This is a genomic window from Dolichospermum sp. UHCC 0315A, from assembly GCF_008121535.1.
Taxonomy (GTDB): domain Bacteria; phylum Cyanobacteriota; class Cyanobacteriia; order Cyanobacteriales; family Nostocaceae; genus Dolichospermum; species Dolichospermum lemmermannii.
On the sequence record NZ_CP043056.1, the window covers coordinates 2,240,219 to 2,261,201 of the forward strand.

Consider the following 20,983-nt stretch of genomic DNA (forward strand, 5'->3'; position numbering starts at 1 on the left):
CTCTTACAGACAATTCAAAATCCAAAATCCAAAATCCAAAATTAACATGAGTGCTTATCCAAATTCAGAAATAGATCAGTCCACAGCGACTGAATTGTATCAGCCATTATCCAGAGGTAGGCAATTATTTACATACGCAATGAATGGGATTGCCTTTGGTTTGAGTGTTTTAGCACTGTTGCCACTATCATCCATACTGTGGGAAATCATGTCACGGGGGCTTTCTGGTTTCAAGCTAGAGATGTTATTTCATCCATTAATTGAAAATGGGTTTGCTAATGCTATTCTTGGTACTATACTTATGGTAAGTATCGGTGCATTACTCAGTATTCCTGTGGGGGTAATTACAGGAATTTTCTTAGCAGAATTTAGTCAAACCAGCCCACTTACGCGGTATGTGCGGTTTATTACTAGCATTCTGACAGGTGTTCCTTCCATTATTGTTGGGATATTCGCTTACGGTGTAATTGTTTTATTAACTAAGGGATTTAGCGCCATTGCCGGTGGTTTTGCCTTAGCTGTAATCATGCTACCAATGATAGTATTGACAACAGAAGAGGCTTTAAAGCTCATTCCTGTTCCCCAACGTCTTGCATCCGCAGCCTTAGGAGGAACTCGTTTTCAAACTACCTTTCGTGTTATTGTTAGTTCGGCTATCCCAGGGATTACTACCGGTATTTCCCTAGCTATAGCCCGTGCTTCTGGCGAAACAGCGCCACTAATTTTTACCGCTTTATTTAGTCAAAATTGGTCTGATGGTTTATTAAGTCCTACTGCTTCCTTACCAGTATTGATTTTTAACCTTTATAACAATCCCGATCCAGCCGTAAATCAATTAGTATGGACAACCTCCATCATTCTCCTAACTTTAGTTTTGTTTTTCAGCGTGCTATCTCGCGTAATTGCTAAGAAAAGATAAGGTCAACTAAAAAATTTTCTTTCGTACTTTAGTCAATCATGAGTAACTTAACTACTGCCATCCAAGTCAAGAATCTTAGCTTTTATTATGGAAACTATAAAGCTATTGAAGGAATATCATTAGATATTTATAAAAACCAAGTTACTGCATTAATTGGTCCTAGTGGTTGTGGTAAATCTACATTTATTAAAACCATTAATCGGATTAGTGAATTAGAAGGAAAAGTCAAAGTCGAAGGTCAGATAGAATTTTTTGGTCAGAACATCTACGATCCTAAGATTAATATCAATCGTCTGCGTCGAGAAATTGGCATGGTATTCCAAAAACCCAATCCTTTTCCCATGAGCATTTATGAAAATGTGGCTTATGGTGTGAGAATTGCTGGTAAATCTCCAAAAGTAGTATTAGATGAAATTGTCGAATCTGCCCTGAAAGGTGCGGCTTTGTGGGATGAAGTCAAAGATAAACTTCATCAGTCTGCTACAGGTCTTTCTGGTGGACAACAACAACGTCTCTGTATCGCTAGGGCTTTAGCGGTTAAACCCAAGGTTTTACTAATGGATGAACCCTGTTCAGCCCTTGATCCGATCGCTACAATGAAAGTAGAAGAATTAATTCACCAATTGCGAACAGAATTCACGATTGTGATTGTTACTCATAATATGCAGCAAGCAACTCGCGTTTCTGATTTTACTGCCTTTTTTAGCACTGATGAAAGTCGCATTGGTCAAATGGTGGAATTCGGGGAGACTAGTCAAATCTTTCGGAATCCGCTAGATACTCGCACCCATGACTATGTGTCTGGACGATTCGGTTAAGTACATACAATAGAAAAGTGTAGATTGAGGGTAATCAGGATTTAAAATTAATTGCATTCCTATTCCCAAATCCGAAATCGGTATGACTCATTCTCCAGATATTGTCACCTTAGCTCGTTGGATGGCGGCTGATTTTAGCAATCAAGCCCAGGTTTTTGAGAATCCGGCTTTTTTTGCCCATATTCGTGTATGTATGCGTCCCCTGGATTGGGGGGTATTATCAGGGGTAAGTTTGTTCGTGGAACAAGCTTATGATTATATGCTGAATAAGCCCTATCGGGTGCGGGTGTTACATCTGACGACGGTGGGGGATAAAATCCATATTGAAAACTATACTGTCAAAGATGAAAAAGACTTTTATGGTGCTTCCCGTGATTTACCAAGATTGCAGACTTTAACGAGCGATCGCTTGGAAAGACTCTGTGGTTGTAACATGATTGTAGAGTGGACTGGGAACAAATTCCAAGGCACAGTCGAACCAGGAAAAGGCTGCATTGTCATCCGTGACGGGCAAAGAACCTATTTAGATAGTGATTTTGAACTTGATGGTCAACAGTTCATCAGCCGCGACAGAGGACGAAATCCTGACACCGATGAGCATATCTGGGGGTCTGTCGCAGGGCCATTTTACTTTGCGCGCTGGGCGAATTTTGCCGAAGAAGTGAAATTACATCCCTAATCTCCACTGGAGGACAGGCTTTTTGTCTGTCCAGTTAAGTAAAAACATGAATCTTCAAAAAAATTTCTCCTAGATGGTGCAAATTTGGAAGAATGGTGCTACCATTAGTAATTGTGGGCGCGGCGACATAGCCAAGTGGTAAGGCAGAGGTCTGCAAAACCTCCATCCCCCGGTTCAAATCCGGGTGTCGCCTTTGAGAAAAATCAGCCAAAACCGATTAATTCGCGGTTTTAGGTAATTCTGGGACGGGTTTAATACTCGTCCCAAATTTTATTGGGGTAAGTTTGGGGTAAGTATACCTTTAGCTATGCGACAACTATCTTTAGTGCTATTTTGTGCTGTTTAAATATGTTGGCAATGTGGTATATTTGACCTTACATAGCCTGATTCGCAATATATATCTAATATGGCAGAAAAGCAATTAATTGAGTTTGCTTTAGAAGATGGAACTACTTTTTTAGTAGAAGTAGACAAACAACCAACCCAACCAGGAGCGCCGAAACCCGTATCACGGGGAAATGGAGTTTCTGTCACTGCTGCTAGTAAAAAGTTTGATCAAGCATTAGATGAAATTAAACCTGTTATTACTACTGTTGTTTCTAAACTCAAGGATATTACCCCCAATGAAACAGAAATAAAATTTGGTGTCAAACTAACTGCTAATGCTGGAATTGTATTTAGTTCTTTGGGAAGTGAACTAACTTTTGAAATCACCGTGAAGTGGAATAACAAAACAGCATAGTTAGTTTATGGTAGATGATGAAATGGAAGAATTACATAAAAACCACATTGCCAGAATTTATAATCCTTCTGATGAGGTAAAAGGTTCAGGTTTATTGATATATGATAAATATATTATTACCTGCGCTCATGTAGTTGCAGATGCTTTAGCACATTCTACTCCAGAAAGACCTTCAGATTTAGTAAATGTTGATTTTCTCTTTCCTGTAGGAGAAAATAAACCAAAGTTTGAGGCGAAAGTTATTGCATGGAAACCTCGATCTGATATTTATAAATATGGAGAAGATATAGCTATTCTGGAATTACAAGGTAATTTACCAAAAAGTGATATATCTTTTCCATTAAGTTTGAAAGCATCATCTCAACATAATTTCTCTGTTTTAGGATTTCCTATAGGACATGATGAGGGGGTAATTACAGAAGGAAAACTTGTAGATACTAATGGTTCTGGTTTGGTACAGATGGATGTAGAAAATCAATCTAAATTTTCTATTGAATTAGGTTTTAGTGGTGCGCCTGTTTGGGATGAAAAATTGGCTAGTTTTGTGGGAATAGTTGTATCTTCAGAACTTGATCCAGATGGACAACCTTATGCGGGAGTACGAAGAAATGTTAAAGTAGGATACATGATTCCTGCAAAAATCATAATTGAATCTTGGAGTTTTTTAAGCCTCATTCAAGTCTTAACTACTAATCTGGATACAGCTATAAATTCTGCTATTCAAACAGCTTATAAATCTTGTGGTTTAGTAAATTCGCCTCAAACCACAGTAGAAGGTATTGTTAAAGATTTGTATGATTGGGATAAACGTAATTTAGATAGTAATGAAAAATTTAATCATAACGACAATACAGCACAATTTATAAAATATTTAATTACTAATTCTCAAATTCCTCAAACAAAGTTAGAAAAATGGGGAAGTAATAATATAGAAGATTTTGATAAACTGATTCAAGATGTTAATAAACAAGATAGAAATACCGATACTAAACAGGAATCATACATATTAATTAAAATAGAACCATTGACAACAAAATCAAGATCAAAAATCCCAAAATTTAAAATTAGTGGTGGTGTTATTCCTAATATTCAAAATTATATAAAACACCAAACAGGGTTTGAGTCAATTGAATTTTCTGATTCTCCTGATGATAGCTTTACACTCAAAGAAATTGAAAAAAACCTTTTTCTTTCATTATTCCAAAAAATTCCTTGTAAGTTAGAAAAGGATAAAAAATTTGTATTTTTCCTACCCCCACAATACCTTAATCATCCTGTTGAAACATGGGAAATTGATGATTTTGGAGATAGAATTCCTGTACGTCAGAGATATCCGGTGATGGTTCGTGATGTTACACGCTTAGACACAAACTATTTAAATGTTAAACAAAGCAATTGGATTGATAAATGGCAGCAATTAGAAAATATTACCTGCAATGATTTTCAAAAGCTACATGAATATAATGAAACAAGATTTTCTGTATTAATGAAGCAAGCAATTGGTGTTATACTAAATATTTTTGATGAGAATAAAAAAAATGATGCTGATAAAATTATTAAGATTTTTAGTTCATTGAAGAGTAATGTTGTTCCTATCGCTATCTGTCACAGAGATAAAATTACTTTAGAGAAACAAGAATATGCAATCAGAGCAAATAATGAGTTAAATTGCTATATTCATACATTACCTAATCATGTTCTGGAACAATATGAAAAATTCTTGCTTAATGACAAAGACAATCAATATCTATTCGTAAATAATGTTTTTATCATTTACGAAAACCCTCACATTTTACCATTTAAAGCTGAACCAATCATTATTAACTAGGTATTCTTATGACAGACTGGAAAATATTTCAAGGAAACAATCAAGTAAATCAAAAATGGATAGATGAAGGTTCTAAGCTTCCAAAACCACCAAGTTGGCGAGATTTTAATAATAGTAATAGCGTCCCCAAAAAAAGACGCGGAGAAACATTTCAAGCACGTTCAGAAGAAATAGACTTAGTGAATGCGGCTTTATATTTACGACGACCTTTATTAGTAACAGGTAAACCAGGAACAGGTAAAACTTCTTTAGCCTATGCTGTAGCTTATGAACTAGGATTAGGAGAAGTATTACATTGGCCAATTACCACCCGCACCACGCTAAAAGATGGACTTTATAATTATGATGCCATAGGACGTTTACAAGATGCTAAAGATAAAGATAAAGACAAAGACAACTTAGCAGAAATTGGTAAATATATTAATTTAAGTTCACTGGGAACAGCTTTACTACCATCTGACAAACCCAGAGTTTTATTAATTGATGAAATTGATAAAAGTGACATTGATTTACCTAATGATTTACTACATATTTTTGAAGAGGGAGAATTTGAAATACCAGAACTAAGGCGCATAGCTGATAAACTAGATCAGGTAGAAGTACAGACAGCATATAAAGATCAAAAAGCCACTATTGAAAAAGGTAGAATTCGCTGTACATCCTTTCCTTTTGTGATTTTAACCAGTAATGGTGAACGAGATTTTCCTCCTCCCTTTTTAAGACGTTGTATCAGATTAAATATCCAAGAACCAGATAAAACAGAATTAGAACGAATAGTTAAAGCACATCTCAGTTTAAAAGAAAATGATAAACTACCTCAAATAGCGCATGATTTAATTGAGGATTTTTTCAAAAAACGTCAAAATGGGGAATTAGCAACAGATCAACTTCTTAACGCTGTTTACTTAGTTACTAGAGAAAATTCACCAACAGGGACAACTAAAGATGATTTGATTGAGAAAATATTAAAGTATTTAGATAGTTCCGAGGATTCATGATTAAGAAGTAAATAATTGTAGGTTGGGTTAAACGAAGTGAAACCCAACATTAAGAGGTTGTTTGAAAAGTATTATATGAAACCCATAATCTCCAAAAACCTAACCCCCCTCCCCCCCTTCCCTACAAGGGAATGGGGGTTTTAAAGCCTCTCCCCTGGTAGGGGAGAGGTTTGGAGAGGGGTCTGTTTACACATTAAAAACTTTTAAAACATCCTCTAAGGGGAGATAGTGAAGTTTGGTGTTGGGTTTCGTTCCATTGCTTCGCAACGCTGACGCGAACAACCCAACCTACAGATGATTTGATTAAGAAAATATTAAAGTATTTAGATAGTTCCGAGGATTCATGATGAACAGGTTGATTAAACTTCTACAACACCTAGAACTGGACATGAGTGCAGAAGAAATTGCTGATGCTATTTGGTTAGCAAACCAGATCAAATTACCATTAGCAATTACATCTGTTGATGAAGTTAATCAAGCAAATCAAATTTCTCAAACTGAGATTTCTAAATTACCTCAACGAGAAAGTTATCAAAATTTAGATGCTTCGGATGATTCTACAGTAGAAAACATTCAAGAAACTACAGCTAAAGCTTATACAAAAGATGGTGTAGATTCTATTTCTCAATCTAATTCTACTGAAAAACCAACCTCTGAAAAATCAGAACCTGCATCATCAGGAGTACCTTTTAAATCTCCTGCTGTTGCTGCTTTACCTAATGCTTTAGAAATTGGTAGGTCACTCCGTCCATTGATGCGGAAAGTTCCATCTCGGATAAAATTTGTTTTAGATGAAGAAAATACAGCCCAACAAATAGCGGAAAATGATGTTTGGATACCAGTTTTAAAACCTGCGCGAGAACGTTGGTTAGATTTGGTGATAGTTGTTGAAGAAAATCGCGCTACTGTAGTTTGGGAAGAAACTATCAATGAGTTTCGCAAATTAATGGAAAGACATGGAGCTTTTAGAAATGTTTATACTTGGAATTTATGCACAAATGATGGTAAACCGCAATTTTTTCACCAGCAGAGAAAAGCTACAAAAAAACAACGTTCCCGCAGTCCCAAAGAACTATTAGAACCTAATGGTAGACGTTTAATATTATTAATTAGTGATTGTATTTCCTCTTTATGGTGGGAAGGAGAAATACATAATTTATTAGAATTATGGTCTAAACAAGTCTCGGTAACAATTCTGCAATTATTACCGGAACAATTATGGGAACGCACTGTTTTAGATTTGGGTATTTCCGTTTCTTTAAGTGCGATTGAACCAGGTTTACTCAATTCTAAATTGACTATTCATGATTTCCCTTTCTGGTTAGAAGAAAAACCCGGCGTTGCTGATTTTAGGTATGATTTATATTTGTTGGCTATTGCTAAACTATTACATGACGAATACTTCCGATTATTAGGTTTTCATTTTCATACCTTGATTCAGCAACGCCAAAAACCCAATCAAGCGTTAAAGTTACCTATTGTGATTTTAGAACCTGAATCTTTAGAATATTGGGCAAAAGTGATTGCAGGTACAGGTAATATTGACACAGTGGGTATTTTATTTATGCCTAAATGGAAAGAATTAATTCCCACACATAAATTATTCAGTTCACAAACAACAAAAGATCCAAAATTATTAGTTAATAAATTTTATAATAGTGCTTCACCTTTAGCAAGAAGATTAGCAAATTTGATGTCTTCTGCACCTGTAAGTATACCTGTAATTCATCTGATTCAAGAAAAAATGTTGCCACCACCAAGAAAGCCAATTATTTTGGCGGAAATTTTTATGAGTGGTTTGTTAGAACCTAAGTTAATTAGTCAAGAAAATCAGCCAGAAAAGTGGCAATATGATTTTGTTGAGGGAGTGCGAGAAGTTTTATGGCGTTCTGTAAGATTAACAGAAATTGAAGCCATGTTCAAAGCTGTTTCTGAATATATATGTCAGAAAGCTGGTATATCAATTAGAAGTTTTCCTGCATTGCTATTTCCTAATTCTGATTTGGATGAAAAAACAAAGGCAGAAATTTTCCCCTTTGCTGAGATTAATCAACAAGTATTGCGTCAGTTAGGGGGAGATTATGCTAGGTTAGCAGAACAGTTAAACCCAGTAGGGGTAATTCACGAATTACCCCTACCAGAAATCAAAACCTCTGAAGTTGAAGTTGCTATCATCACAGAAAATGAGACATCTATCAACTTAGAACCTTTTGATTTTGAAGTTGCTACTATTGAGCTTAAAAAATTAGGATGGCCGAAACAAAAAACAGAATTGAGTATTAAGAGAAAACAAAAACAAGCCCAGCATTTTATAGAAGACTTAGGTAATGGTATTCAACTAGAAATGGTAGCAATTCCCGGTGGTAGTTTTATGATGGGTTCACCAAAAAATGAGCCAGAACGCAGGGAAACTGAAAGTCCCCAGCATCAAGTTACAGTACCACCGTTTTTATTGGGTAAATATCCTGTTACCCAAGCACAATGGCAAGCAGTAGCCGCTTTACCTCCAGTCAACCAAGAACTAAAACCAAACCCATCTAGGTTTGAAGGAGCAAATCGTCCTGTAGAACGGGTTTCTTGGCATGATGCGGTGGAGTTTTGTAACCGACTATCAAATCACACTCAAAGACCCTATAGACTGCCCAGTGAAGCAGAATGGGAATATGCCTGTCGTGCCGGAACTACCACACCATTTCATTTTGGTGAGACGATTACCACAGATTTAGCTAATTATCATGGTAACTATACTTATGGTGATGGAGTTAAAGGAATTCGGAAAGGAAAAACAACAGAAGTAGGAAGTTTTAAAATAGCCAATGAATTTGGATTATATGATATGCACGGCAATGTGTGGGAATGGTGTCAAGATGATTGGCATAATAATTATGAAGATGCGCCTACAGATAGAAGCGCATGGATAAGCAATGAGTCCAAAAGCAACAAGTTGCTGCGCGGTGGTTCGTGGCACGACTATCCTGTATATTGCCGTTCTGCTTATCGCAACCTCAACTACCTCGCTAACGACTACTACACTATTGGTTTTCGGGTTGTATGTAGTGGTGCGGCGAGGACTCTTTAGCTCTTTGCACTCTTGCGCTTTTGCCCTTTACCCTTGTAATTGTCAGAATCAGGATAACCAGGATTTAAGGATTTACAGGATGGGTTGGTCGTTTTGTTTATAGGTTTTCTGATACTGATTTTCATTGATTGTTTTATTAAGGTATTCCCTAGAAATATCATTGTCTGAATCAGGATAACCAGGATTTAAAGATGTACAGGATGGGTTGGTGGTTTTGTTGATGGGTTTTTTGATCATGATTTTTATTGATTGTTTTATTAAGGTATTCCCTAGAAATATCATTGTCTGAATCAGGATGTCCAGGATTTAAAGATGTACAGGATGGTTTGGTGGTTTTGTTGATGGGTTTTTTGATCATGATTTTTATTGATTGTTTTATTAATGTATTCCCTGGAAATATCATTGTCAGAATCAGGATGTCCAGGATTTAAGGATGTACAGGATGGTTTGATGGTTTTGTGGATGGGTTTTTTGATCATGATTTTTATTGATTGTTTTATTAAGGTATTCCCTGGAAATATCATTGTCTGAATCAGGATGTCCAGGATTTAAAGATGTACAGGATGGTTTGATGGTTTTGTTGATGGGTTTTTTGATCATGATTTTTATTGATTTTTTTATTAAGGTATTCCCTAGAAATATCATTGTCTGAATCAGGATAACCAGGATTTAAAGATGTACAGGATGGTTTGGTGGTTTTGTTGATGGGTTTTTTGATCATGATTTTAATTGATTTTTTTATTAAGGTATTCCCTAGAAATATCATTGTCTGAATCAGGATAACCAGGATTTAAAGATGTACAGGATGGTTTGGTGGTTTTGTTGATGGGTTTTTTGATCATGATTTTTATTGATTGTTTTATTAATGTATTCCCTAGAAATGTCAAACATCCTGTTAATCCTCTAATCCTGGTTATCCTGATTCAGACAAAAATTAAACTCAATATCCATTAATTTAAGACTATGAAAGACTATAGAAATGTCAAACATCCTGTTAATCCTCTAATCCTGGATATCCTGATTCAGACAAAAATTAAACTCAATATCCATTAATTTAAGACTATGAAAGACTATAGAAATGTCAAACATCCTGTTAATCCTCTAATCCTGGATATCCTGATTCAGACAAAAATTAAACTCAATATCCATTAATTTAAGACTATGAAAGACTATAGAAATGTCAAACATCCTGTTAATCCTCTAATCCTGGATATCCTGATTCAGACAAAAATTAAACTCAATATCCATTAATTTAAGACTATGAAAGACTATAGAAATGTCAAACATCCTGTTAATCCTCTAATCCTGGATATCCTGATTCTGACAAAAATTAAACTCAATATCCATTAATTTAAGACTATGAAAGACTATAGAAATGTCAAACATCCTGTTAATCCTCTAATCCTGGATATCCTGATTCTGACAAAAATTAAACTCAATATCCATTAATTTAAGACTATGAAAGACTATAGAAATGTCAAACATCCTGTTAATCCTCTAATCCTGGATATCCTGATTCTGACAAAAATTAAACTCAATATCCATTAATTTAAGACTATGAAAGACTATAGAAATGTCAAACATCCTGTTAATCCTCTAATCCTGGATATCCTGATTCAGACAAAAATTAAACTCAATATCCATTAATTTAAGACTATGAAAGACTATAGAAATGTCAAATATCCTGTTAATCCTCTAATCCTGGATATCCTGATTCAGACAAAAATTAAACTCAATATCCATTAATTTAAGACTATGAAAGACTATAGAAATGTCAAATATCCTGTTAATCCTTTAATCCTGGATATCCTGATTCAGACAAAAATTAAACTCAATATCCATTAATTTAAGACTATGAAAGACTATAGAAATGTCAAATATCCTGTTAATCCTTTAATCCTGGATATCCTGATTCAGACAAAAATTAAACTCAATATCCATTAATTTAAGACTATGAAAGACTATAGAAATGTCAAACATCCTGTTAATCCTCTAATCCTGGATATCCTGATTCAGACAAAAATTAAACTCAATATCCATTAATTTAAGACCGTGAAATACTATCAACAACATCCTAACGCCTTTCCTGTTCAATATCTCCAGGACTTGTGGGGAGAAATCCAAGCTTGTCCCTATTTTGCTATCAATAACCTCAACCGAGATTTTATCAATACTAAAGGCTTTTCTGTTGTATTTCAGCGTCAAGGTTTAGCAGAAGTTATTCAAAAATTCCCCTATTTTAAGCCTTATTTAGATTTGGCACTTTTACCTAATTGTAATGCTTTTTATCTGAATCCTTTACTACTAAAAGCAGGTTCTCGCGTTGACCCCCATATTGACCGGTCTTTGCGTTCCTATTGTAAAACCGTTGAACCTCCTGCATTTGTGAGCGTTCTTTATGTACGTGTACCAGAAGATATGGAGGGAGGAGAATTGGTGCTGAAGTTGCAAAAACGCCAAGTGGGACAAATTAAACCCCAAACCAATTCTTTAATTTACTTTCAGGGTGATTTAACTCATTCTGTCAATGCAGTGACAACTCCTGGAAATCGGTTAAGTCTTGTGTGTGAACAGTATAGTTTAAGTGAAGATGAACTTGAAGAAATACCAGAGTTTACATTAGAATCAAGAGCTAATCAAGGGAATGGAAAAAAACAAAAAAAGTAGGCTGATGTCAAAGGATGATATGATCAACTTGTAAAATACGCAAATACTATAAATATAGATTTCCCCATTTCTTTACCGATAAAAGAACTTCACAAAAAAGATTATCCAGTCTTATGGGGTATTTTTGATTTGTAAGTCTCTGAAACAATTTTTTAGGAGTATGTTAGAGGTGTTTAGCTAAAAATTAACATTACTACCATTACCTCTAAGTGCAATGAAGCATAATCGCCTGATAGCTTTAATATCGGTATTCACACTAGCAATTAGTTTATCTGCCTGTGGAGAAACTAACTCAACGAATCCCACTCCTAACAAATCTTCCAGTCAAACTACAACTGCTTCCAGCAAACTAGATTTAGGAGGTAATATTGAATTAACAGGTGCCGGTGCTACTTTTCCGTCACCCCTTTACCAAACCTGGTTTGCGGAGTTAAACAAAAAATACCCCAATTTAAAAGTTAACTATCAGCCAGTTGGTAGTGGTGCTGGTGTTGAGCAGTTTACCAAAGGGACAGTAGACTTTGGTGCTAGTGATGTAGCCATGAAAGATGAAGAAATTCAGAATATCCCCGCAGATAAAGGAGTGATCTTACTACCTGTAACTGCTGGTAGTATTGTTCTGGCTTATAACTTACCAGATATTGCTGATAGCTCAGGTGGCGTAGCCATACTCAAACTACCACGAGCAGTTTATATTGATATTTTACTAGGTAAAATCAAATCTTGGGATGATCCGGCGATCGCTCAAGCTAATCCTGGTGTAAAATTACCAAAAGACGAGATAAAAGTTATTTATCGGGCTGATGGTAGCGGGACTACAGGCGTTTTTACCAAACACCTTAGCGCCATTAGTCCAGAATGGAAAACTAAAGTAGGTGACGGTAAAAGTGTAAAATGGCCTGTAGGAATTGGTGCTAAAGGCAATGAAGGTGTTACCGCCCAAATTCAACAAACTCCAGGCGCTATTGGTTATGTAGAATATGGCTATGCCAAACAAAGTAATCTCAAATTTGCGAGTTTAGAAAATAAAGCTAAAAAGTTTGTTTTGGCTTCTGAAGAATCAGCATCTAAAACGTTAGCATCAGTAACTTTACCAGAAAATCTTCGCGCTTTTATTTCTGATCCTGAAGGGGAAGGTTCTTACCCAATCGTCACTTATACTTGGATTCTCGCTTATAAAAAATATGCTGATGCTGGTAAAGCCAAGGCAATAGAAGCAACTATTGAGTACGCTTTAACCGATGGACAAAAGTTAGCTACTCAATTAGGGTATGTTCCTTTACCAGCAAATGTGATTGCTAAAGTGGCTGCTGCTGCTGATCAAATTAGTCCTGATTATAAAATCTCTCTTGGCGCTGATCCTAAAACTACAAAGTAATGACAACCTAAGTAGGTTAGCATTGAAAATCGTCGTTATGGCAAGAGGCAAGAGGCAAGAGGCAAGAGGCAAGAGTGAAGAGGGTTTCGGCGATTTTACTTTTCGTTACATATTACTCTTCGAGAAGCCGCTCCGCGTCTACGGTTTTTTTCCCTTCACCTACTTAGTTTTGAGAAAGTTAGCTTTTTCCCACATCTTAGAGTCAGCATTCATGTCCATAAATTTTCCAGAAACCCCATTAGTAACGAAAAATCGCTCGGAAATAGACAGAAATCTAGATCGGAGCTTTATTTGGTTAACTCGAATTTTTGCCCTAGCAATTGCTGGGATTTTATTATGGATTACCTTGCAAGTTGCTATTGCGGCCAGTCCAGCTATCCAAAAATTCGGGATTAATTTCTTAATCACCAGCAATTGGAATCCTGTTAATGATGAATATGGGGTATTACCTGCGATTTATGGGACTCTCATGAGTTCTTTAATCGGACTAATTTTAGCAGTTCCGATTGGTGTGGGGACAGCGATTTTATTGAGTGAGGATTTTTTGCCATCCCAGGTAAAATTGGTACTGGTATTTTTAGTAGAATTATTAGCTGCCATTCCCAGTGTTGTCTACGGAGTCTGGGGAATTTTTGTTTTAATCCCGATTTTAACTGATTTGGGCAAATGGCTGCATCATTATTGGGGCTGGCTACCTATTTTTAGTACCTCACCTACAGGACCAGGAATGTTACCTGCGGGAGTGATCTTAGCAATTATGACTTTGCCAATTATCACCGCTATTTCTCGTGATGCTTTGATTTCTGTACCTTCGGGTTTACGTCAAGCTGCCTTGGCAATCGGTGCAACCCGTTGGGAAACAATTTTTCAAGTTATTATCCCCGCTGCTTTTTCTGGCATTGTCAGTGCGGTGATGTTGGCACTTGGTAGAGCCATGGGTGAAACAATGGCTGTGACAATGTTAATTGGTAATGCCAATAATATTAACATCTCTTTCTTAGCACCATCTAATACAATTTCTTCCCTACTAGCAAATCAATTTGCTGAAGCTAATGGGTTACAAGTTGCTGCTTTAATGTATGCAGCTTTAATCCTATTTCTATTGACGATGATAGTCAATATTCTGGCAGAGTTTATTGTGGCGCGAGTCCAGAGACTATAGTGATAGGTTAAATTATGACTTCTTCTTTTGAGCAAAGAAGCCTGACTCGTTCTCCTTCCTCTCCTCGGACATTGTTGAATACAGCAATGACTGGATTAGCTTTTATCTGTGGAGCATTGGCACTAGTCCCCTTGTTGGCAGTGCTTTATTATGTAGTAATTAGAGGGTTTAGTAGTTTAAATCTCAATATTTTTACGCAGTTACCACCGCCGCCTTTTGGCAAAAATGGCGGTTTTGGTAATGCCATTGTTGGCACAATTCTCATGGTCGGGATTGCCGCTGTCATTAGTGTTCCCTTTGGTGTATTGGCCGCAATTTATTTAAATGAGTTTAGTTCCCAAAAGATTGCTAGATGGATACGTTTTGCTACTAACGTCCTCAGTGGTGTTCCTTCTATTATTGCTGGGGTATTTGCCTATGGAATTGTGGTTTTGACCTTAGTAAACCTGAATTTAGGCTCTTACTCAGCCCTGGGGGGTGGATTTGCCTTAGCAATTTTGATGTTACCTATTATTGTAAAAACTACAGACGAAGCTTTGCAATTAGTATCTCAAGATTTGCGGCAAGCGTCTGTTGGATTAGGTGCAAGTAATTTGCAAACTGTGATCCTGGTGGTATTGCCGGCTGCATTACCAACAATTGTCACTGGTTCTACTTTGGCGATCGCTCGGGCTGCTGGAGAAACAGCACCATTAATATTTACGGCTCTTTTCTCTGCTTTTTGGCCGGATAGCATTCTCAAACCTACTGCTTCTCTCGCGGTTTTAGTCTACAACTTTGCTACTTCTCCCTTCCCAACTTGGCAATCTCTAGCTTGGGCTGCGTCTTTAATCCTCGTAATGATGGTTTTAATTACTAGTATTATTACTCGCTGGGTGACTAAACAAAAGGTTTAGTCAAGAGGCTATCAACAAAACTGAAACTCATCCCGAAAAACTTATTCTTTAACTTACCTTTGGGGGTTAAAGTCCCCTGCTTCTACAAGCAGCGGGTTTTGCGTCGGGGTAAAATCCCCGTTGCAAAACGTAATTCTAAATTCTAAATTCTAAATTCTGCATTCATTTAAGTATTTATGGCTACTACAATTAGCACGATTAATGGGGCTGAATCGGTTTTACGCACAGAAGATCTCAATATCTACTACGGCAATTTTTTGGTTGTACAGAATGTTTGGCTAGATATTCCTAAAAATCGGGTGACGGCTTTTATTGGACCATCTGGCTGCGGTAAAAGTACATTATTGCGATGTTATAACCGTCTAAATGATTTAATCGCATCATTTAGAGCCGAAGGTAAAGTTTATTTCTATGATAAAAATCTCTATGCACCCAATACTGATCCCGTAGAGGTGCGGAGACGTATTGGTATGGTGTTTCAAAGACCCAACCCATTTCCCAAGTCAATTTATGAAAATATTGCTTTTGGGGCCAGAATTAATGGCTACAGGGGTGATATGAATGAATTAGTAGAACGGAGTTTGCGACAAGCGGCTTTGTGGGATGAAGTCAAGGATAAATTGCGCCAAAATGGTTTATCTTTATCTGGTGGACAACAACAACGTTTATGTATTGCCAGAGCGATCGCAGTACAACCAGAAGTTATCCTCATGGATGAACCATGTTCTGCTCTTGATCCTATTTCTACCTCGCGGGTTGAAGAACTAATTCATCAACTTAAAGAGCAATATACCATCGTCATAGTCACTCACAATATGCAGCAAGCATCACGAGTATCTGATAAAACGGCATTTTTTAATGTTAGAGCCTCAGAATCAGGTGGACGGGCTGGGTATTTAGTAGAGTACAATTCGACAGAGCTAATTTTCAGCAACCCTCAACAGGAAGATACCAAAGCTTACATTAGCGGTAAATTTGGGTAATGCTGAGATGATAAAACAAGTGGTAAAAATGTTTTGGTGGTTGTTGATAATTAGTTGATAATTAACAGTTAACCAAGAATTGATCCGTTTTTGGAGGAGTGCCAGCAGAATGTCTAACACTATTTTATCCAATTCTCGTTTTCCTACCAGGAATTTTGGGAAGATATTATCCTTGAGTATATTGATATGCGCGACTTTTATATTACCTGCATCGGCGCAAGAAAAGGCAAAATTATGGCGAACTTTAACCGTGAGTGGACGGGGAGTAGAAACAATTTCTACAACTTTATCTCAAGTGAGTTTAGGTGTGGAAATTCAAGGAAAAACCGCTGAAGATGTCCAAAAAGAAGCGGCTCGTAAATCATCCGCTGTGGTGACATTGCTGAAAAAACGTAATGTGGAAAAATTGACAACTACAGGAATTCGCCTGAATCCAGTGTATAGCTACAGCAATAATGTCCAACGAATCACTGGTTATGCTGCCAGTAATACAGTCAGTTTCCGCATTCCTACAGATCAAGCCGGAACATTGTTAGATGAAGCTGTGAAGGCTGGAGCGACACAAATTAACGGTGTGAGTTTTATTGCTAGTGATGAAGCAATTGCGATCGCCCAAAAACAAGCTCTGAAAAAAGCTACCCAGGATGCCCAACAGCAAGCAGAAGCCGTTTTAAGTAGCCTGGGATTACAACAAAAAGAAATTGTCAGTATTCAAGTCAATGGTGCAACTCCACCACCACCTCCCATGCTTTACCGGGCTGAGGCTAAATTAGCTAATGCAGATGCTTCTACTCCCATAATTGCTGGTGAACAGGAAGTACAAGCATCAGTAACATTGCAAATTAGTTATTAGTCAGTGGTCAATGGTCAGTGGTCAATGGCAAGGAAAAAACAACTAACAACTGTACGGGCGAAGCATTTGGAGAACTATTTTTGGCAATGACCGATAATTTATCTTCCAAATGCTTCGCCCCTACTAACAACTGTACGGGCGAAGCATTTGGAGAACTATTTTTGGCAATGACCGATAATTTATCTTCCAAATGCTTCGCCCCTACTAACAACTGTACGGGCGAAGCATTTGGAGAACTATTTTTGGCAATGACCGATAATTTATCTTCCAAATGCTTCGCCCCTACTAACAACTGTACGGGCGAAGCATTTGGAGAACTATTTTTGACAATGACCGATAATTTATCTTCCAAATGCTTCGCCCCTACTAACAACTGACAACTGACTAATTAGAAATTATCTGGAGACATATCTGCTCCCCCACCTTCACCATCACGCTTAGAACCTAGTAATTCTAGTTGCTCGACATTGATAACTGGACTAGAACGGTTAACTCCGCTTTGGCGATCGCTCCAGGAATCAAACCGCAAAGAACCTTTAACGCCTATTTGTTTGCCTTTCCGAACATAATTACCCGCAACTTCCGCAGTTTTTCCCCATAATTCTAAGTTAAACCAGTCTGTATGTTCTCCCTCACGGGTACGACGACTGACTGCTAGAGTTAATCTACATTTAACTTTACCCGAATCAAAAAACTTCATATCAGGATCGATGCCTACACGGCCAATAAGAGTGACAACATTAATGCTCATGGCTTTTATTTATTAGTAACTTTGTATTGTACTATCCCGGATTCTATAATAACTAATTGTGAAAGTATTGAAAATATGTTAGAATCCCAACAGTTAACTCGCACAAAAATTCAAAAAATACTTGACATTAAAAAAAATATACGGTTATACTGACTGACCATGAAAAAATAGAACATAAGATTCGTGAAACTAAAATCAAGATTGACAAAACCTAGATAAAAAAATAGTCTAGGTTACTGGAGTCAGGCAAGCAAACATCATGGAATCTGTCAATCATTATTAACTTTTATCTTTGTAGTTATAAGTATCGCAAATAAGGGGCAAAGAGAAGCGTGGATCTTTTCAGAAATTTTCGTCCATCATGGGATATGGGTATCGACCTTGGTACAGCCAATACCCTAGTTTATGTGTCTGGTAAAGGAATTGTCCTGCAAGAACCTTCTGTAGTTGCCATTGATCAAAATCTCAAGGTGGCACTGGCAGTGGGAGAAGAGGCCAAAAAAATGCTCGGACGGACACCAGGCAATGTAATTGCCCTCCGTCCCCTGCGTGACGGTGTGATTGCTGACTTTGACACGGCTGAATTGATGCTAAAAAGCTTTATTCAGCGGGTAAATGAGGGAAGATCCCTGATGCGTCCCCGCATTATCATTGGCATTCCTAGTGGTGTCACAGGAGTAGAAAGACGGGCTGTCATGGATGCAGCCAATCAAGCCGGAGCGAGGGAAGTATATTTAATTGATGAACCAGTTGCAGCGGCAATCGGTGCGGGACTGCCAGTTGCAGAACCTACGGGTAACATGATCATTGATATAGGTGGTGGCACAACAGAAGTAGCGGTATTAAGTCTTCAGGGTACAGTAATTAGCGAGTCAGTCCGCATTGCTGGAGATGAACTAACCGAAGCGATTACTCAGTATATGAAGAAAATTCATAATCTGGTAATTGGTGAACGGACTGCTGAGGATATTAAGATTAAGATTGGTTCTGCCTATCCGACCGCAGATGATAATGATAGTGTCATGGAAGTCCGGGGCTTGCATTTACTTTCTGGATTACCCAGAACTGTAAGCATCAAAGGCCCAGAAATTCGGGAAAGCATGGTAGAGCCTCTAGCGGTAATTATCGAAGCAGTGAGACGGACACTAGAACGGACACCTCCAGAACTGGCAGCAGACATTATTGATCGCGGGATCATGTTGGCAGGAGGTGGTGCATTACTCAAAGGTCTGGATACATTAATTAGTCATGAGACAGGTCTTGTGACTCACATTGCGGCGGACCCTTTAAGCTGTGTAGTGTTGGGAACAGGTCGTGTATTAGAAAACTTCAAACAATTGGAGAGAGTATTTAGCGGGCATTCCCGTAATATGTAGTAGGAATATATGGGTTCTGTATTTATTCATAAGACCTCGCGGTAAGTGGGAAACGAGCGTGGCTTGGCTCCCAACAGAGGGAAGCGACACGAGGGATTTTAATCCCTGTGGTATGCTAGAATGAAATCGTGAGTAAGAACAATAAACATCTACGTGTTGAAACATCCTAGTACGGAGAAATCCCGGCTCCTATGAAACAACGGTTAGGTTCAAGTCCTAGCGGCAGTATGACAAGAAAGAGCAAGTAATGGCAGGTTGTGGAGCGTACCGCATCTTGGCTTAGTGATGGACTCACAAAAACACTGAAAACAATAAAAGTAAGCGCAATTTCGACACCTTGATTGGTGGTTGTATTGAGCGTCTAGGCGGCGTTTGACGGTCGCAGCGAGATTAGATTAGGCTAAACCTTTAATCTAATTCTGTCAGTAGAATCTCAGTGGCTGTCTTCCCTGAGAGTGTCAAAATTATAGAATCCATTAGACAGCTTCGGTAAATATTGTAGAGACGTTCCATGGAACGTCTCTACAAGGTTTTTAGGTCACGCATATTTAATTTCCGGAGATGTCTATTGTTTTCAACAGAAGTATAGGGAAGTTGAGGGATAATGATCACGGAAAGTCTTACTAAGGAGTATAGATTAAATAAAGTACAAAATTAGGATGCGTTACGCTTTGCTAACACACCATTTCCGGTTAAATCAGAATTGCAGGTGATTAAATTTGCGTTCCTAAGCAATATTTTTGTAACTCCTGAATAATTTATAAAAATATATACAGGTATATTTATGTTTACTTTAAAGCGCTGGTGGGAATATAAGGGATTACAAATAGGGTTATTGGCCTTAGTTTTAGGTAGTGCTTGGACAATCAGAGAAACAAAAGGGGCATTATTACGCGAAATCTATCAAGGAATCACCATTCCATTACAGATGGTGCAGTCAGGGACGATTCCTGAGCAAAGTATTAAAGATGCAAGATCTTTAGAATTACAGACTCGCATCGTCGATCTAGAAAGCCAAAATGAAAAATTAAAAAGTTTATTGAGTTACGTAGAAAAAGAAACCTTGCCACAGAAGCCAATTATAGCAAGGGTAATTGGACGGAGTGCAGATCATTGGTGGCAACAGGTAATTTTGAATCGAGGGACTGCATCAGGCATTCAAGAAGGTTCTATTGTTAAAGCCGATGGGGGATTGGTAGGTTTAGTAGAAAGTGTGACGACTAATACTAGCAGTGTATTGTTGGTTAGTGATTTAAAAAGTCAAGTGGGTGTAACTGTCAGCCGCACATCAGCTAAAGGAGTTTTGCAAGGTGATGCTTCCGCTGAAGGGGTGTTAGAGTTTTATGAAAAAGTGCCTAATGTTAAAGTAGGCGATTTAGTTTCTACATCTACTTATAGTCAGAAGTTTCCCGCTGGTTTAGCCATAGGTAAAATTAAGTCGTTGGATTTAAAGAAACTCCCGGCATCAATCGCTAAAGTGGAGTTATTTCCGCCAATTCGGTATTTAGATTGGGTAACTGTTTATCCTCAACCAGAGAAACAATATTTAGAAACTCCGAATTTGACGAAATGATGGACAAGGTTAATTAGTGTAAATGACTCAAATCTACCACTCGCACCAGACTGCTTTTCTAATTTGCCAACAGAATCTGATTTTTTGGTTAAGCTAGATATAGGTTCTGGGGCGATATTATTGTACTGACTAGTTTAAGTACAATACTTATATTGATTCAGAACTCTGTTCGACTGCTAAAAACTGCAAATTTAAGACTTAAATGACCATCTTATCCCTTTTTCACCCATCCTTTAATTTTTATCCAACCCATATCAGTATATTCATCGTATAAAAACTCC

The 20,983-nt window shown here is 37.5% G+C and carries 18 protein-coding genes and 1 tRNA gene; 16 read left to right on the forward strand and 3 right to left on the reverse strand.

Translation table 11 applies throughout. The features are described 5' to 3' along the window. Positions 1–46 precede the first annotated feature (46 nt). The 8 genes from pstA (BMF77_RS10890) (at position 47) to BMF77_RS27860 (ending at position 9,063) form a co-directional block, all read left to right on the forward strand. Positions 47–919, forward strand: coding sequence for a phosphate ABC transporter permease PstA (gene pstA / locus BMF77_RS10890; protein ID WP_148762768.1), 873 nt, complete (start codon positions 47–49; stop codon positions 917–919). Between the two features lie 38 nt (positions 920–957). Further along, positions 958–1,737, forward strand: a complete 780-nt coding sequence (gene pstB, locus BMF77_RS10895; protein WP_148762770.1) for a phosphate ABC transporter ATP-binding protein PstB — start codon at positions 958–960, stop codon at positions 1,735–1,737. Between the two features lie 82 nt (positions 1,738–1,819). Continuing rightward, positions 1,820–2,416: a chromophore lyase CpcT/CpeT gene (locus tag BMF77_RS10900; RefSeq protein WP_148762772.1), complete on the forward strand. Its 597-nt coding sequence runs from the start codon at positions 1,820–1,822 to the stop codon at positions 2,414–2,416. A gap of 121 nt (positions 2,417–2,537) precedes the next feature. Then, positions 2,538–2,609: transfer RNA gene (locus tag BMF77_RS10905), tRNA-Cys, on the forward strand. Between the two features lie 213 nt (positions 2,610–2,822). Then, entirely contained in the window at positions 2,823–3,158 is a 336-nt protein-coding gene (locus BMF77_RS10910) for a CU044_2847 family protein (RefSeq protein ID WP_148762774.1), read from the forward strand. Between the two features lie 7 nt (positions 3,159–3,165). After that, complete coding sequence (locus tag BMF77_RS10915) at positions 3,166–4,986, forward strand: trypsin-like peptidase domain-containing protein (protein WP_148762776.1); 1,821 nt, start codon at positions 3,166–3,168, stop codon at positions 4,984–4,986. Between the two features lie 8 nt (positions 4,987–4,994). Further along, positions 4,995–5,984 (forward strand): MoxR family ATPase, encoded by a 990-nt coding sequence (locus BMF77_RS10920; RefSeq protein WP_148762778.1) that lies wholly within the window; start codon positions 4,995–4,997, stop codon positions 5,982–5,984. A 388-nt stretch (positions 5,985–6,372) separates the two neighbouring features. Next, on the forward strand, positions 6,373–9,063 hold the full coding sequence (locus tag BMF77_RS27860; RefSeq protein WP_246863120.1) for a formylglycine-generating enzyme family protein: 2,691 nt from the start codon (positions 6,373–6,375) through the stop codon (positions 9,061–9,063). 72 nt (positions 9,064–9,135) lie between these two features. Here BMF77_RS27860 and BMF77_RS27280 read toward each other — a convergent pair whose 3' ends face one another. Beyond that, positions 9,136–9,300, reverse strand: a complete 165-nt coding sequence (locus tag BMF77_RS27280; protein WP_210422335.1) for a hypothetical protein — start codon at positions 9,298–9,300, stop codon at positions 9,136–9,138. Positions 9,301–11,115: 1,815 nt separating this feature from the next. Here BMF77_RS27280 and BMF77_RS10940 point away from each other — a divergent pair. From BMF77_RS10940 to BMF77_RS10965, 6 genes are all read left to right on the forward strand, one after another. Next, the gene (locus tag BMF77_RS10940) at positions 11,116–11,730 is read left to right on the forward strand and encodes a 2OG-Fe(II) oxygenase (RefSeq protein ID WP_015079685.1); all 615 of its coding nucleotides are present in this window, start codon (positions 11,116–11,118) and stop codon (positions 11,728–11,730) included. Positions 11,731–11,944: 214 nt separating this feature from the next. Then, positions 11,945–13,108, forward strand: a complete 1,164-nt coding sequence (gene pstS, locus BMF77_RS10945; protein WP_148762780.1) for a phosphate ABC transporter substrate-binding protein PstS — start codon at positions 11,945–11,947, stop codon at positions 13,106–13,108. Between the two features lie 211 nt (positions 13,109–13,319). After that, positions 13,320–14,270, forward strand: a complete 951-nt coding sequence (gene pstC, locus BMF77_RS10950; RefSeq protein ID WP_148762782.1) for a phosphate ABC transporter permease subunit PstC — start codon at positions 13,320–13,322, stop codon at positions 14,268–14,270. Positions 14,271–14,284: 14 nt separating this feature from the next. Continuing rightward, a complete protein-coding gene (pstA, locus tag BMF77_RS10955) occupies positions 14,285–15,166 on the forward strand; it encodes a phosphate ABC transporter permease PstA (RefSeq protein ID WP_148762784.1) in 882 nt (293 codons plus the stop codon). Positions 15,167–15,342: 176 nt separating this feature from the next. After that, positions 15,343–16,149 (forward strand): phosphate ABC transporter ATP-binding protein PstB, encoded by an 807-nt coding sequence (pstB, locus tag BMF77_RS10960; RefSeq protein ID WP_148762786.1) that lies wholly within the window; start codon positions 15,343–15,345, stop codon positions 16,147–16,149. Positions 16,150–16,258: 109 nt separating this feature from the next. Then, positions 16,259–17,002, forward strand: coding sequence for an SIMPL domain-containing protein (locus tag BMF77_RS10965; RefSeq protein WP_015079690.1), 744 nt, complete (start codon positions 16,259–16,261; stop codon positions 17,000–17,002). 7 nt (positions 17,003–17,009) lie between these two features. Here the strand turns inward: BMF77_RS10965 and BMF77_RS27865 are convergent, their stop codons facing one another. Further along, positions 17,010–17,375 (reverse strand): hypothetical protein, encoded by a 366-nt coding sequence (locus BMF77_RS27865; RefSeq protein ID WP_246863121.1) that lies wholly within the window; start codon positions 17,373–17,375, stop codon positions 17,010–17,012. Between the two features lie 15 nt (positions 17,376–17,390). After that, entirely contained in the window at positions 17,391–17,753 is a 363-nt protein-coding gene (locus BMF77_RS10975; protein WP_148762788.1) for a single-stranded DNA-binding protein, read from the reverse strand. 368 nt (positions 17,754–18,121) lie between these two features. Here BMF77_RS10975 and BMF77_RS10980 point away from each other — a divergent pair, with 368 nt between their 5' ends. Together BMF77_RS10980 and mreC are read left to right on the forward strand one after the other, a co-directional pair. Beyond that, positions 18,122–19,129, forward strand: a complete 1,008-nt coding sequence (locus BMF77_RS10980; RefSeq protein WP_041457858.1) for a rod shape-determining protein — start codon at positions 18,122–18,124, stop codon at positions 19,127–19,129. 784 nt (positions 19,130–19,913) lie between these two features. After that, positions 19,914–20,702 carry a rod shape-determining protein MreC gene (mreC, locus tag BMF77_RS10985; protein ID WP_148762790.1) on the forward strand — a complete coding sequence of 263 codons (789 nt, stop codon included), beginning with the start codon at positions 19,914–19,916 and terminating at the stop codon, positions 20,700–20,702. Positions 20,703–20,983 lie beyond the last annotated feature (281 nt).

Excerpts from the sequence above, each read along its gene's own strand:
- pstA (WP_148762768.1), top strand. The coding sequence starts at position 47 with ATGAGTGCTTATCCAAATTCAGAAATAGATCAGTCCACAGCGACTGAA.
- pstB (WP_148762770.1), top strand. The coding sequence starts at position 958 with ATGAGTAACTTAACTACTGCCATCCAAGTCAAGAATCTTAGCTTTTAT.
- BMF77_RS10915 (WP_148762776.1), top strand. The coding sequence starts at position 3,166 with ATGGTAGATGATGAAATGGAAGAATTACATAAAAACCACATTGCCAGA.
- pstS (WP_148762780.1), top strand. The coding sequence starts at position 11,945 with ATGAAGCATAATCGCCTGATAGCTTTAATATCGGTATTCACACTAGCA.
- mreC (WP_148762790.1), top strand. The coding sequence starts at position 19,914 with ATGTTTACTTTAAAGCGCTGGTGGGAATATAAGGGATTACAAATAGGG.
- BMF77_RS27860 (WP_246863120.1), top strand. The coding sequence starts at position 6,373 with ATGAGTGCAGAAGAAATTGCTGATGCTATTTGGTTAGCAAACCAGATC.
- pstA (WP_148762784.1), top strand. The coding sequence starts at position 14,285 with ATGACTTCTTCTTTTGAGCAAAGAAGCCTGACTCGTTCTCCTTCCTCT.
- BMF77_RS27280 (WP_210422335.1), bottom strand. The coding sequence starts at position 9,300 with ATGATCAAAAAACCCATCAACAAAACCACCAACCCATCCTGTACATCT.
- pstB (WP_148762786.1), top strand. The coding sequence starts at position 15,343 with ATGGCTACTACAATTAGCACGATTAATGGGGCTGAATCGGTTTTACGC.
- BMF77_RS10900 (WP_148762772.1), top strand. The coding sequence starts at position 1,820 with ATGACTCATTCTCCAGATATTGTCACCTTAGCTCGTTGGATGGCGGCT.
- BMF77_RS10975 (WP_148762788.1), bottom strand. The coding sequence starts at position 17,753 with ATGAGCATTAATGTTGTCACTCTTATTGGCCGTGTAGGCATCGATCCT.
- BMF77_RS10910 (WP_148762774.1), top strand. The coding sequence starts at position 2,823 with ATGGCAGAAAAGCAATTAATTGAGTTTGCTTTAGAAGATGGAACTACT.
- BMF77_RS10980 (WP_041457858.1), top strand. The coding sequence starts at position 18,122 with ATGGGTATCGACCTTGGTACAGCCAATACCCTAGTTTATGTGTCTGGT.
- BMF77_RS10920 (WP_148762778.1), top strand. The coding sequence starts at position 4,995 with ATGACAGACTGGAAAATATTTCAAGGAAACAATCAAGTAAATCAAAAA.
- pstC (WP_148762782.1), top strand. The coding sequence starts at position 13,320 with ATGTCCATAAATTTTCCAGAAACCCCATTAGTAACGAAAAATCGCTCG.
- BMF77_RS10965 (WP_015079690.1), top strand. The coding sequence starts at position 16,259 with ATGTCTAACACTATTTTATCCAATTCTCGTTTTCCTACCAGGAATTTT.